Origin of the sequence: Listeria cossartiae subsp. cossartiae, assembly GCF_014224155.1 — a bacterium.
Classification (GTDB): domain Bacteria; phylum Bacillota; class Bacilli; order Lactobacillales; family Listeriaceae; genus Listeria; species Listeria cossartiae.
Genome location: NZ_JAASUI010000003.1, coordinates 33426 through 46488, shown reverse-complemented (window position 1 = coordinate 46488; position 13063 = coordinate 33426). Strand labels below are relative to the sequence as shown.

The window sequence follows — 13063 nt, the reverse complement described above, 5'->3', positions numbered from 1 at the left end:
ACGAATGATTAAAATTGCGAAAGTGATTGTGGACGTGCCTGCTATGCAAGTGGACCGTCCATTTGATTATTTTATTCCAGAAGATTTAGAAGAACTTATTCGCCCTGGCATGCGAGTGAGTGTTCCGTTTGGAAATCGTAAAATACAAGGATTTGTTGTCGCTCTTGGTGAAACAGAAGAAAATCCGAAATTAAAAGGTATTGATGGCGTGATGGATTTGACGCCAGTTTTAAATGAGGAATTGATGGAACTAGGCGACTGGTTGGCAGAGGATACACTGAGTTTTCGTGTGTCTGCTTACCAAGCTATGTTGCCAGCTGCACTACGGGCGAAATATGAAAAATACTTTTTGCGGTTAGACGAAGAAAACAAAGAATTAGAACAGCTTTTTGAAGGTTATGAAACGCTTGACTGGAAAGTAGCCGAAGCACGCGGTTTGCTCAAACAAATTGGCAAATGGGTGCGAGAAGGTAGCGTGGAAGTTGTCTACCAAGTAAAAAATAAAATTACTAACAAAAAAGTTCGTGTCGTAAGCTGTCTCAAAGCGCCACATCAATTAGCTGAAATAATAGAAGATATGCCCAAAAATGCCAAAGCGCAATCACGCGTACTTGCCTTTTTTCAAGCTTTCGAAGGTCCAGAAATTACCGCAGTCGAACTGAAAAAACAAGCCGAAACAACCGATACTACGATAAAAAAACTAGTAGACCTAGGCTTGCTCGCTATCCAAGAAAAAATCATTTCGCGCGACCCATATGAAAACCACCAATTTGAAAAAAGTGAATCACTCAAGTTACTGCCAGACCAACAAACCGCTTGCGAGAAAATAAGCGCAGCAAAGCAACAAGAAACTTTCTTAATTCATGGGGTTACTGGAAGTGGGAAAACCGAAATATACTTACAAACAATCGAAGCTAAACTTAAAGAAGGCAAAGAAGCAATCGTTTTAGTACCCGAAATTTCTTTAACGCCACAAATGGTCGAACGTTTCAAAAGCCGTTTTGGAAGTGAAGTGGCGGTATTACACAGCGCACTTTCTTCAGGAGAAAAATACGACGAATGGCGCAAAATCGAACGAAAAGAAGCGCGTGTGGTTGTAGGTGCTCGTTCTGCCGTATTTGCTCCATTTGAGAATCTCGGCATTATTATTATCGACGAAGAACACGAAGCCAGTTATAAACAAGAAGATAATCCGCGCTATCATGCAAGAGATGTAGCGATTTGGCGCGCGTCAAAATACCAATGTCCGGTTGTTCTCGGAAGCGCCACCCCGTCACTCGAGTCTTTTGCTAGGGCGAAAAAGGGCGTTTACACATTAATTGAGTTGCCTAGTCGGGTCAATGATCGGGCGATGCCGGAAGTGAATGTCGTGGATATGCGCGAAGAACTACGCAAAGAAAACCGCACCGAATTTTCGACCGAGCTATTAGAAAAAATCAAAGATCGAATCGCCAAAAAAGAACAAACCGTTTTAATGCTGAATCGCCGCGGTTATTCTTCCTTTGTGATGTGCCGGGATTGCGGCTATGTCGTGGAATGTCCGAACTGTGATATTTCGCTCACTTATCATCAATCGAGCAACCAAATGAAATGCCATTACTGCGGCCATGAAGAACGTGTCCCGCAAAAATGTCCAAGCTGCGAAGGCGAACATATTCGCTATTTTGGAACAGGTACCCAAAAAGTAGAAGAAAGTCTAACAAAATTAATTCCGGAGGCGCGTGTAATTCGAATGGACGTAGATACAACTCGAACAAAAGGCGCCCATGAAAAATTACTCAAAAGCTTTCGCAATCACGAAGCCGATATTTTGCTCGGAACACAAATGATTGCCAAAGGACTAGATTTTCCAGATATTACCCTAGTAGGCGTATTGAATGCCGACACGATGCTCCATCTACCAGACTTCCGCGCCTCAGAACGCACTTTCCAATTACTCACACAAGTAAGCGGACGGGCAGGGCGCCACGAACGGACCGGCGAAGTAGTCGTGCAAAGCTACAACCCAGAACATTACAGCATCGAATTCGCCAAAAAACATGATTTTATCGGCTTTTATAATCACGAAATGCAACTACGAAAAATGGGCTCTTATCCACCATTTTATTACTTAACGATGATTAATGTTAGCGATGAAAACGAAATGAAAGCCATTCGCACCATTCAAGAAATGGCCCAATTTTTACGCGGGAAGTTAGGTCCAGATGCCGTCATTCTTGGCCCTGTACCAAGCACTATCACCCGGATCAAAAACAAATATCGCTACCAGTGCATCATCAAATATAAAATCGAACCAAACTTAAAAAAAGAACTAAAAACCTTAATCACCCATTATCAAAAAGACCAACAAAAAGGTCTAACCATCACGATTGACGTACAACCTTACGTATTAATGTAAAAGGAGCAAACCAATGACAAAAATTATTTTTATGGGAACACCAGCATTTTCCGTCCCAGTTTTAGAACAATTAGCCGGCGCGTATGATGTTATTGCAGTGGTTACCCAACCAGACCGACCAGTGGGGCGCAAACGAGTATTAACACCACCGCCTGTCAAAAAAGCTGCTTTAGAATTAAATATCCCAGTCTATCAACCAGAAAAATTACGCACCTCAAGTGAACTGGAAGAACTTATTGGGCTTGAAGCAGACTTGCTTGTAACAGCAGCATACGGCCAAATTTTGCCAAATAGTTTACTTGAATCACCAAAGCACGGCGCAATCAATGTCCACGCGTCCCTTTTGCCAGAATATCGCGGTGGTGCTCCTGTTCACTATGCGCTACTTGACGGAAAAACAGAAACAGGCGTTACGATTATGTACATGGTAGAAAAATTGGATGCTGGGGATATGATTAGCCAACGCAAAATTCCAATTACAGAGGAAGACAATACCGGCACGATGTTCGATAAATTGAGTGAACTAGGCGCGGAATTATTAATGGACACACTGCCAGACTTTTTAGCAGGAAAAATTACCGCTATTCCACAAGACCCAGAAAAAGTAACGTTCGCGCGCAACATTTCCAGAGAACAAGAAAAAATCGATTGGACAAAACCAGGCCGGACGATTTTTAATCAAATTCGCGGACTATCTCCTTGGCCAGTTGCTTATACAACCCTCGAAGAAAAACCGTTTAAAATCTGGGAAGCGACATACGAAGAGACAACAATGCCCGGCGAACCCGGCGCGATTTTAACCGATAAAGCCACACTGAAAATCATCACTGGTGACGGCACACTTATCGTACCAACAGTAATCCAACCAGCAGGAAAACCGAAGATGGATATCCATGCTTTCATGTCCGGTGCTGGCAGAAATCTAAGCAAGACGACAAGGTTTGGTGAATAAATGAAAAAACAAAAAACAGTTCGTGCAATTGCACTCGAACTCATCATTAAAATCGAAAACAATCAATCATACAGTCATTTATTAATTAATGATGCACTAAAAAAACAAAAGTTAAACCCACTTGATAAAGGGCTTTTGACGGAATTAGTATACGGAACAACCCAGCGTAAAATCACACTCGATTACTACTTAGCCCCGTTTTTAAATAAAGAACCAGATAACTGGGTGAAAAATTTACTAAGAATGTCCGTTTACCAATTAACTTTTTTAGATAAAGTTCCTGAACATGCGATTTTAAATGAAGCAGGGGATATCGCAAAAGACTTAGGGCACCAAGGTGTAACGAAATTCGTCAATGGCGTGCTGCGGAATATTATCCGTAAAGGCGTTCCAAGCATGGAGGCAATTAAAGACCCTGTTCAAAAAATTGCCATTGAAACAAGCTTGCCAGAATGGTTAGCGAAAAGATGGGCGGAGCAATACGGTCTCGAAAAATTGCGTGAAATCGGCCTAGCATTTCTAGTGGCGCCACACCAAAGTATTCGCGTGAACCAAACAGAAATTCCGACTGAACAATTAATCAAAGAACTAAACGACCAAGGAATCAGCGTGACGCGCAATGAATTTATCGACGAAGCATTACTCGTTGAAAAAGGTTCCGTAGCAGAAACAAAAGCATACAAAGACGGCAAATGTAGCATCCAAGACGAAAGCTCGATGCTCGCGGCTTATGCGCTTCAACTGGAAGACAATTTAACCGTATTAGATGCTTGTGCGGCTCCGGGTGGGAAAACGACCCATATCGCAGAAAAAATGCACGGCACAGGAATGGTTCATGCACTTGATATCCATGAAAAGAAAACGAAACTGATTGATCAAGCCGCAAAACGATTGCAGCTGCTCAATATTCGTACCGCCCATTTAGATGCAAGAACTGCGAGTACGATGTTTGAACCAGCAACTTTTGACCGAATTTTAGTCGATGCTCCGTGCTCCGGATTTGGCGTTTTGCGCAGAAAACCAGATATTAAGTACGCGAAAACCGAAAAAGATATTCATAAATTAGCAGAAATTCAATTAGCAATTTTAGATGATGTTAGCCAATTGGTGAAAGAAAATGGTATATTAGTTTATAGTACATGTACCATTGATAAGGAAGAAAACGAAACAGTTCTTCGTGCTTTCCTAGAGAAACATCCGGAATTCAAGATAGAACCTGTTGTACTTCCTGAAAAATTGGCGCAAATCAAGAAGGACGATTATATTCAACTTTTACCGACAGATATTGGAAGCGATGGTTTCTTCGTTTCTAGCCTTAGAAAAGTGAAGTCCTGAAAAATTAGTGAGGTGCTTTTAAATGCATGCAGAATTTAGAACAGATAGAGGCAGAATAAGACATCATAATGAAGACAATGGTGGCGTCTTTGAAAATAAAGACAACCAACCAATTGTCATTGTTGCAGACGGCATGGGTGGTCACCGCGCAGGAGACGTGGCGAGCGAAATGGCTGTTCGTTTACTAAGCGACGCATGGAAAGAAACGACCGCACTTTTGACCGCAGAAGAAATTGAAACGTGGCTTCAAAAAACAATTCAAGAAGTCAACAAACAAATTGTCCTTTATGCGGAAAGTGAAATGGATTTGAATGGTATGGGGACAACACTTGTAGCCGCAATTATGGCACAGTCACAAGTCGTTATCGCCAATGTTGGTGATAGCCGTGGTTATTTACTTCAAAATAACGTACTACGCCAACTAACCGAAGACCATTCGCTCGTACATGAACTTCTTAGAACAGGTGAAATTAGCAAAGAAGATGCCATGAATCATCCACGGAAAAATATCCTTTTACGTGCACTTGGCGTAGAAGGAAAAGTAGAAGTCGATACGTTTGTCGTACCTTTTCAAACGAGCGACACGTTACTGCTTTGTTCCGATGGGTTAACGAATATGGTTCCTGAAGTAGAAATGGAAGAAATTTTAAAAAGTAAACGTACTCTTTCCGAAAAAGCAGATGTATTTATTACAAAAGCGAATTCGTATGGGGGAGAAGATAATATTACCGTGCTGTTAGTCGAACGAGATCTGACGCAGAAAGGGAGGGACGCTTCATGATGATTGGTAAGCGATTAAGTGATCGATATAAGATTTTACATGCAATAGGCGGCGGCGGAATGGCCAATGTGTATCTGGCGCATGATATTATTCTTGATAGAGACGTTGCAGTGAAGATTTTACGCATTGATTTAGCAGATGAGAGCAACCTTATTCGTCGATTCCAACGAGAAGCTCAATCGGCAACGAGTTTAGTTCACCCTAATATTGTTAGTGTGTACGACGTTGGTGAAGAAAATGATTTACATTATATAGTGATGGAGCATGTGGACGGAATGGACTTAAAACAGTACATTCACGAAAATCACCCAATCAGCTACGACAAAGCAGTCGACATTATGCTACAAATCGTTTCTGCTGTTGCAATTGCCCATCAACATCATATTATTCACCGCGATTTAAAGCCGCAAAATATTTTAATTGATCATGATGGTGTGGTAAAAATTACCGATTTTGGAATTGCGATGGCACTTTCGGAAACGTCGATTACACAAACCAATTCCTTACTTGGATCTGTTCATTATTTATCTCCAGAACAAGCACGCGGCGGAATGGCAACACAAAAATCAGACATTTATTCGCTAGGAATCGTGTTATACGAACTATTAACTGGAAAAGTACCTTTTGACGGTGAATCAGCAGTTTCGATTGCGATTAAGCATTTACAAGCGGACATCCCGTCGGCAAGAGCGCAAAATCCAGAAATACCACAAAGCCTAGAAAATATTATTATTAAAGCAACGGCAAAAGATCCATTTTTACGTTATCAAAACGCGGAAGAAATGGAAAAAGACTTGCAAACCTGCCTAAATCCAGACAGACTAAACGAGCCGAAATACATTTTCCCAACAGATGATGGTGATACGAAAGCAATTCCAATTATCGCGACGAAAGAAACGATGAAAAACCTCGATAAAACCATTGTCCCAGAAGGAAAAGTAGCTGCAGCTGAAACAACACCAGATGAGCAAAAAGGCAAGAAAAAGAAAAAAATGAGCAAGAAAAAGAAAATTGCTATCATCGTTTCGTCCGTTATCGCCATTTTTGCGATTGCGATTTTACTACTTTGGCTTCTAGGTAAGAGTCCTGATGAAGTAGCTGTGCCGGATGTTTCTGGTAAAACAGAAGACCAAGCAGTAGCGCTTCTTCAAAAAGAAGGCTTTGTCATCGGGAAAACCGCCGAGAAAAATAGTGATGAAGTGGCGGAAGGAAAAGTCATTAATACCGACCCAGCAGCAGGTGAAATGAAAGAAAAAGGAACAAAAATCAATTTATTTGTAAGTAATGGTTCGAAAAAAATCACGATGGAAAACTACACCGGAAGAAGCTACACTGATACAAAAGCGTTACTCGAACAACAAGGCTTTAAAAATATTTCGTCCGAGGAAGCGTATAGTTCTGAAGTTGGTAAAGGCATGATTATTAGCCAAACGCCAGCACAAGGAACGGAAGTAGTAGCCAAATCAACTAACGTGAAATTCGTTGTAAGTAAAGGCGCAGAACCGATCACGCTGAAAGACTTACGAGGCTATACGAAAACAGCTGTAGAAGATTATGCATCGTCCCTTGGTCTAAAAGTTTCCAGTAAAGAAGAAAACTCTGATTCCGTTGAAAAAGGACAAGTGATTTCGCAGTCCCCATCAGCCGGATCAAATGTTTCTGCGGGAGATACGATTGAAATCGTCATTTCTGCTGGACCAAAAGAAAAACAAGTCAAAGAAGTAACGAAAACGTTTAACATCGCCTATACACCGAGCGATGAAGAAAATCCACAACCACAGAAAATCCAAATTTACATTCAAGATAAAAACCACAGCATGACAAGTTCTTACCGAGAATTGACGATTACACAAAACACGTCGGTAGAAATCACGTTCCAAATTGAAGAAGGTACTAGTGCAGGTTATAAAATCATGAGCGATAGTAAAGTAATCGATGAAGGCACAGTCCCTTATCCAAAATAAAAATAGAACGGAGGAAATGTGCTGGAAGGACAAATTATCAAAGCGTTGAGCGGATTTTACTATGTATTTTCAGAAGGAAATGTCTACCAATGTCGCGCAAGAGGGAACTTTAGAAAGCGAAATATTTCCCCGCTTGTTGGCGACGATGTAGAATTTCAAATCGAAAATAAAACGGACGGTTATATTTTAGATGTGATGTCCCGGGAGAATGCTCTTGTGCGTCCTCCTGTGGCAAACATCGATATCGCAATTTTAGTATTTTCAGCGGTAGAACCCGATTTTTCCACGAACCTAGCAGACCGTTTTTTAGTGGCAATTGAAAAGGAAGACATTAAACCTGTTATTTGTATTAGCAAAATGGACTTGGCCTCAGAAGCGGAAAAAGAGCAGATTGCGGTCTATAAAGATATTTATGAAAATATCGGCTATGATGTGTTCGTAACAAATGATGAGCCGGATAAAGAAGCGATTAAAGACTACATTAGCGGCAAAATCGCGGTTATCGCTGGACAATCAGGCGTTGGGAAATCTACTTTGTTAAACAGCTTAAATAGCGATTTAACTTTAAAAACAGCAGAAATTTCCAACTCACTTGGTCGCGGGAAGCATACAACAAGACATGTGGAGCTGATGCCGATTGGTGATGGTTTTGTCGCCGATACACCTGGCTTTAGTTCGATTGAATGGGATGACTTACAACCGGAAACACTACAGTTTTGTTTTCCAGAAATAGAAGACCGACGTAGTGGCTGTAAATTCCGCGGTTGTATGCACGAAAACGAGCCTAACTGCGCAGTGAAAACAGCTGTTGAAGCAAATGAAATAGCCGAATTTCGCTATAAACACTATATCCAAATTTTACAAGAATTAAAAAACAGAAAGCCGAGGTATTAAGAATGGGAAAAATAGCTCCTTCGATTTTAAGTGCAGACTTTGCAAATCTTGCGAGAGATATTAAAGAAGTAGAAAATTGCGGCGCAGACTACATCCATATTGACGTTATGGACGGACATTTCGTTCCAAATATTACTTTTGGTCCTGCTGTTGTTCAAGCGATTCGTCCGGAAACGAAACTACCACTTGATGTTCATTTAATGATTGAAAACCCGGATACGTATATTCCAGAATTTGCAAAAGCGGGTGCTGACTATATTACCGTGCATGTCGAAGCGTGCACGCATCTTCACCGCACTTTACAATTAATTCGTTCTTACGGTGTCAAAGCCGGAGCAGTACTTAATCCAGCCACACCAATTGACGTTTTACAACACGTATTAAATGAACTAGATATGGTTTTATTTATGACTGTAAATCCCGGTTTTGGCGGGCAAAAATTTATTCCAGAAGTGTTGGAGAAAATTAGCGCCTTCAAAAAAATCGTGGATGAAAAAGGTTTAGATATCGAGATTGAAGTGGATGGTGGCGTAGATCACGACACGGCAAAATTATGCCGTGACGCTGGTGCCAATGTATTTGTAGCGGGCAGTTACATTTACGGCAATAAAAATCGCCAAACACCAATTGATAAATTACGTGCCATTGTAGGAGAGTAAGTCGACTTGGGCTGGGACCATCAACCGTTCCAGCCCTATTTGTTAGGAAAGAAGGGGACACAAAAATGAAGATAATTCATATCATGGTTGGTGGACCCGCGTCAGAACTTCCAGATTTAAAGCAATATACGAATGCAGATATTAGTTGGGTTGGCGTGGACCGCGGAGCCAAACGGTTATTAGATAGAGGAATTGTCCCAACGATTGCGATGGGCGATTTTGATTCACTTACAATAGAAGAATTAGCAGATTTAAAAACAAAAGTAAACGAAGTGCTCGAATTTCCCGCTGAAAAAGATGAAACAGACACGGAAATCGGCCTAAGTTGGGCAATGGAACAACAACCAGATATAATACGTATTTTTGGAGCCACAGGAGGGCGTTTAGACCATTTACTAGCGAATCTAATGATGCTAACCAAACCACGTTTTCTAGCCGCTGTGCCAGTCGTAGAATTGATTGATCGCTATAATTACATCAAAATGTACGCGCCAGGAAGCTACACAATTGAAAAGTTGCCAGACAAAAAATACGTCGCCTTTACAACGATGAAAGATGTGACAGGCCTGACGTTAAAAGGATTTGCTTATCCACTTGATAACGCTACATATCCAGTTGGCTCGGCACTCTCAAGTAATGAATTTGTGGATCAAGTAGGAGAATTTTCTTTCACAAGCGGAATGATTTTATTAACGCAAAGTAATGATTAACAAGAAACACAGGAGCACGTGGCCTGTGTTTTTTATTTTTAGGCAAAGAAAAAATGCACCGACATAATTGTCGCTGCACTTGATTTCTCCTTCAATTAAACGCGTTCCACTTTACCAGATTTAAGCGCACGAGCAGATACCCAAACTTTTTTAGGTTTGCCGTTAACCAGAATCCGTACTTTTTGCAAGTTAGCTTTCCAAGTACGTTTGCTGGAGTTCATTGCGTGGGAACGTTTGTTACCGGAACGTGATTTGCGGCCTGTAATAACACATTCTTTAGCCATAGTTTACCCCTCCTTACAGAGCTCTTCGGATAACTTATTTAAAATAACCTATCCATTTGTTTTTCATACACTAGAATAATTTATCATAAACAAGTATACTTTGCAAGAGGATAAGCGAAAATAGTGCAAAGAATTTTTACTTGACAGCATAAAAGTAGCATTAATCAAGCAAATGGAGGATATGCTTTCCAAAGGGCCGTGATTATAGTAAAATAGGTAAGGACGACTTTATAATCAAATAAAATCAATAATAAAAATAATCGAACGAGAATATAATCCACAAGGAGGAATATAGAATGGCAATTGAAATCGACACAAAGCTTGGCAAAATCGATATTACTAGTGATGTAATTGCAACAATCGCTGGCGGAGCTGCCGAAGAAAACTTTGGTATCGTTGGAATGGCAAGTAGACATCAAATTCGTGATGGTTTAACCGATATTCTTAGAAGAGAAAATTATACAAAAGGTGTTATCGTAAGACAAGAAGAGGAAGGTATACATATCGACATGTATATCATTGTTAGCTTTGGAACAAAAATATCCGAAGTAGCGCACAACGTACAAGAGCGCGTAAAATACACACTAGAAAAAACACTCGGTATTACAGTGGAATCAGTGAATATTTATGTTCAAGGTGTCCGAGTAATCAAGGAATCATAAGGAGGATTATGTAAGTGAGTATATATCAGTTAGACTCAGAGAAATTTGCAGCAATGATAGCACTTGGAGCAGAAAATTTAGCAAAAAATGCTGATTTTGTAGATTCATTAAATGTCTTCCCGGTTCCAGATGGTGACACGGGAACGAATATGAACCTATCGATGACAAGTGGCGCAGAAGAAGTTGCGAAAAATGACAAAGAAACAATTAGTGCCGTTGGAGCAAACTTAGCGAAAGGCTTGCTAATGGGTGCCCGTGGGAACTCTGGCGTTATTTTATCCCAACTTTTCCGCGGATTTTCGAAATCAATTGAAAACAAAGAAACCTTAAATGCCGAGGAATTTGCCGCAGCTTTTGTAAAAGGCGTTGAAACAGCTTATAAAGCAGTTATGAAACCAGTTGAAGGAACTATCCTTACTGTAGCTCGTGAAGCAGCAAAAGCCGGTGTAGCAGCAGCAAACGAACACAAAGAAATCGAATTAGTCATGGAAGCCATTTTGAAACAAGGGAAAGTAGCATTAGAAAAAACACCTGATTTACTTCCAGTGTTAAAAGAAGTTGGCGTAGTGGATAGTGGTGGTCAAGGCCTTATCATTATTTACGAAGGATTTTATGGCGTCCTCACTGGCAAAATGGCAGAAGCACCTGATTATATGGCCTCTATGGGTGAATTAATCAATGCGGAACACCATCGCCATGTGCAAGACTTTATGTCGACAGAGGATATTCATTTTGGTTACTGTACCGAAATTATCGTAAAAATAAACGAAAACAAGCCAGGTCTAAAACCTTTTGACGAAGAACAATTCCGTCAAGATTTAAGCAAACTTGGTGATTCTTTACTTGTAGCGGCTGATGATGAAGTAGTTAAAGTACACGTCCACGTTGAACATCCGGGTGAAGTACTGAATTACGGTCAACAATATGGTAGCCTCCTTAAAATGAAAGTAGAAAATATGCGTGAACAGCATAATGAAATTGTTGGTGATGATAAAGCGCCGACGAAAGAAAAAGCGCCTTATGGTATCGTGACTGTTTCAGCTGGAGAAGGATTGAAGAAACTATTTGAAAGCATGGGCGTATCCGTAGTTCTTTCTGGTGGTCAAACAATGAATCCAAGTACAGAAGATATCGTAAAAGCGATTGAATCAGCAAACGCAGAACAAGTTTTTGTTCTTCCAAATAATAAAAATATCCAAATGGCTGCGGAACAAGCGGCGCAACTTTTAGGTGATGATAAAGTACAAATCATTCCTACAAAAACGATTCCACAAGGACTTACTGCAGTTCTTTCATTCCAAGCAGATCAAGATTTCTTAGCTAATGCAGAAGCAATGAGAGCGGCGATTGAAGACGTAGCAAGCGGACAAGTAACAACAGCCGTGCGTGATACAACAGTGGAAGGTGTCGAAATTAAAAAAGACAGCTTCATCGGTATGGTCGAAGGTAAAATCAAAGTTAGCTGTGCAACATTAGAAGAAGCGGCTTACGAAACATTAGAAAAACTACTAGACGACGATAGCGAAATCGCTACAATTATTGTCGGTGAAGATTCAGATGTTGCCAAAGCAGAAGAACTTGCCGATAAAGTAACCGAAGCATTCCCAGATGTCGAAGTAGAAATTCACGAAGGTGACCAGCCCGTTTATCCGTATATTTTTGCAGTAGAGTAAAGACTCGTTGTAAATGAATAGAAGAAAGGATGATTTTAGTGAAATTTAATAGCGTGTTTGATATTATTGGCCCAGTGATGATTGGTCCATCAAGTTCTCATACTGCCGGTGCTAGTCGGATTGGTGCCATTGCGCGAGCTGTTTTTAATGAACAACCATCCCAAGTAGATATTCATTTATATGGTTCTTTTGCTAAAACGTATAAAGGTCACGGGACAGATGTGGCGCTGATTGGTGGATTGCTCGGTTTTGAGCCAGATGATCCACGCATGAAAGAATCGCCGCAACTGGCCGAAGATTGGGGCATGCGCATCCAGTTTATTGAAGAAGTGGAAGAGCCGCCTCATCCGAACACAGTAAAATTAGTGCTCAAACATGGTATGCAACAAATGACTTTAATTGGCGCATCGATTGGTGGCGGAAAAGTAGAAATTATTCGCTTGAACGAATTCGAACTAGAATTCACTGGAACTGCTCCAGCTATCCTTATTTTACATCAAGACAAATTTGGCGCGATTGCTGCAGTATCTTCCGTGATTGCCGACCATAAAATTAATATCGGTCAAATGAAAGTATCCCGTAAAGTAAAAGGCGACGAAGCGTTAATGGTCATTGAAGTAGACCAACAAGTCGAACAAGCTTTAATTAGCAAAATTGCTGAATTACCAGGGATATATCAAGTAGCAAGTGTCATGATTTAATCGCTAGTAAATCGGTGGCTTTCGCTCGATTTGTGTAAAGCCAAATGTGC

Annotated in this window: 12 protein-coding genes; 11 read left to right on the top strand and 1 reads right to left on the bottom strand. The window is 40.7% G+C overall.

Annotated features, from left to right (window positions below; all coding sequences use genetic code 11):
* Positions 1 to 4 precede the first annotated feature (4 nt).
* The 8 genes from priA to HCJ30_RS09825 all read left to right on the top strand — a co-directional run bounded on the left by priA (position 5) and on the right by HCJ30_RS09825 (position 9693).
* A complete protein-coding gene (gene priA, locus HCJ30_RS09860; protein ID WP_185392005.1) occupies positions 5 to 2398 on the top strand; it encodes a primosomal protein N' in 2394 nt (797 codons plus the stop codon).
* Positions 2399 to 2411: 13 nt separating this feature from the next.
* Entirely contained in the window at positions 2412 to 3350 is a 939-nt protein-coding gene (fmt, locus tag HCJ30_RS09855; RefSeq protein ID WP_185392004.1) for a methionyl-tRNA formyltransferase, read from the top strand.
* Positions 3351 to 4685 carry a 16S rRNA (cytosine(967)-C(5))-methyltransferase RsmB gene (gene rsmB / locus HCJ30_RS09850; RefSeq protein ID WP_185392003.1) on the top strand — a complete coding sequence of 445 codons (1335 nt, stop codon included), beginning with the start codon at positions 3351 to 3353 and terminating at the stop codon, positions 4683 to 4685. It begins immediately after the preceding gene.
* Positions 4686 to 4707: 22 nt separating this feature from the next.
* On the top strand, positions 4708 to 5466 hold the full coding sequence (locus HCJ30_RS09845; protein WP_008948163.1) for a Stp1/IreP family PP2C-type Ser/Thr phosphatase: 759 nt from the start codon (positions 4708 to 4710) through the stop codon (positions 5464 to 5466).
* Positions 5463 to 7430, top strand: a complete 1968-nt coding sequence (pknB, locus tag HCJ30_RS09840; RefSeq protein ID WP_185392002.1) for a Stk1 family PASTA domain-containing Ser/Thr kinase — start codon at positions 5463 to 5465, stop codon at positions 7428 to 7430. The genes HCJ30_RS09845 and pknB overlap by 4 nt, the downstream gene beginning before the upstream one ends.
* An 18-nt stretch (positions 7431 to 7448) precedes the next feature.
* On the top strand, positions 7449 to 8324 hold the full coding sequence (rsgA, locus tag HCJ30_RS09835) for a ribosome small subunit-dependent GTPase A (RefSeq protein ID WP_185392001.1): 876 nt from the start codon (positions 7449 to 7451) through the stop codon (positions 8322 to 8324).
* Positions 8325 to 8326: 2 nt separating this feature from the next.
* Complete coding sequence (gene rpe, locus HCJ30_RS09830) at positions 8327 to 8983, top strand: ribulose-phosphate 3-epimerase (protein ID WP_185392000.1); 657 nt, start codon at positions 8327 to 8329, stop codon at positions 8981 to 8983.
* A 65-nt stretch (positions 8984 to 9048) separates the two neighbouring features.
* Positions 9049 to 9693, top strand: coding sequence for a thiamine diphosphokinase (locus HCJ30_RS09825; protein WP_185391999.1), 645 nt, complete (start codon positions 9049 to 9051; stop codon positions 9691 to 9693).
* A 95-nt stretch (positions 9694 to 9788) separates the two neighbouring features.
* Here HCJ30_RS09825 and rpmB read toward each other — a convergent pair whose 3' ends face one another.
* A complete protein-coding gene (gene rpmB, locus HCJ30_RS09820) occupies positions 9789 to 9977 on the bottom strand; it encodes a 50S ribosomal protein L28 (RefSeq protein WP_003720131.1) in 189 nt (62 codons plus the stop codon).
* A gap of 296 nt (positions 9978 to 10273) precedes the next feature.
* Between rpmB and HCJ30_RS09815 the strand changes: the two genes are divergently transcribed.
* Genes HCJ30_RS09815 through sdaAB form a run of 3 tightly spaced genes read left to right on the top strand, consistent with a single transcriptional unit; the run spans position 10274 to position 13013 of the window.
* Positions 10274 to 10639, top strand: coding sequence for an Asp23/Gls24 family envelope stress response protein (locus tag HCJ30_RS09815; RefSeq protein ID WP_003720130.1), 366 nt, complete (start codon positions 10274 to 10276; stop codon positions 10637 to 10639).
* 14 nt (positions 10640 to 10653) lie between these two features.
* Positions 10654 to 12312 (top strand): fatty acid kinase ATP-binding subunit FakA, encoded by a 1659-nt coding sequence (fakA, locus tag HCJ30_RS09810; RefSeq protein WP_185391998.1) that lies wholly within the window; start codon positions 10654 to 10656, stop codon positions 12310 to 12312.
* A gap of 38 nt (positions 12313 to 12350) precedes the next feature.
* Positions 12351 to 13013 (top strand): L-serine ammonia-lyase, iron-sulfur-dependent subunit beta, encoded by a 663-nt coding sequence (sdaAB, locus tag HCJ30_RS09805; protein ID WP_185391997.1) that lies wholly within the window; start codon positions 12351 to 12353, stop codon positions 13011 to 13013.
* Positions 13014 to 13063 lie beyond the last annotated feature (50 nt).

Coding starts and splice junctions, on each gene's coding strand:
- HCJ30_RS09845 (WP_008948163.1), top strand. CDS start 4,708: ATGCATGCAGAATTTAGAACAGATAGAGGCAGAATAAGACATCATAAT.
- fmt (WP_185392004.1), top strand. CDS start 2,412: ATGACAAAAATTATTTTTATGGGAACACCAGCATTTTCCGTCCCAGTT.
- rpmB (WP_003720131.1), bottom strand. CDS start 9,977: ATGGCTAAAGAATGTGTTATTACAGGCCGCAAATCACGTTCCGGTAAC.
- rsmB (WP_185392003.1), top strand. CDS start 3,351: ATGAAAAAACAAAAAACAGTTCGTGCAATTGCACTCGAACTCATCATT.
- priA (WP_185392005.1), top strand. CDS start 5: ATGATTAAAATTGCGAAAGTGATTGTGGACGTGCCTGCTATGCAAGTG.
- pknB (WP_185392002.1), top strand. CDS start 5,463: ATGATGATTGGTAAGCGATTAAGTGATCGATATAAGATTTTACATGCA.
- HCJ30_RS09825 (WP_185391999.1), top strand. CDS start 9,049: ATGAAGATAATTCATATCATGGTTGGTGGACCCGCGTCAGAACTTCCA.
- rpe (WP_185392000.1), top strand. CDS start 8,327: ATGGGAAAAATAGCTCCTTCGATTTTAAGTGCAGACTTTGCAAATCTT.
- HCJ30_RS09815 (WP_003720130.1), top strand. CDS start 10,274: ATGGCAATTGAAATCGACACAAAGCTTGGCAAAATCGATATTACTAGT.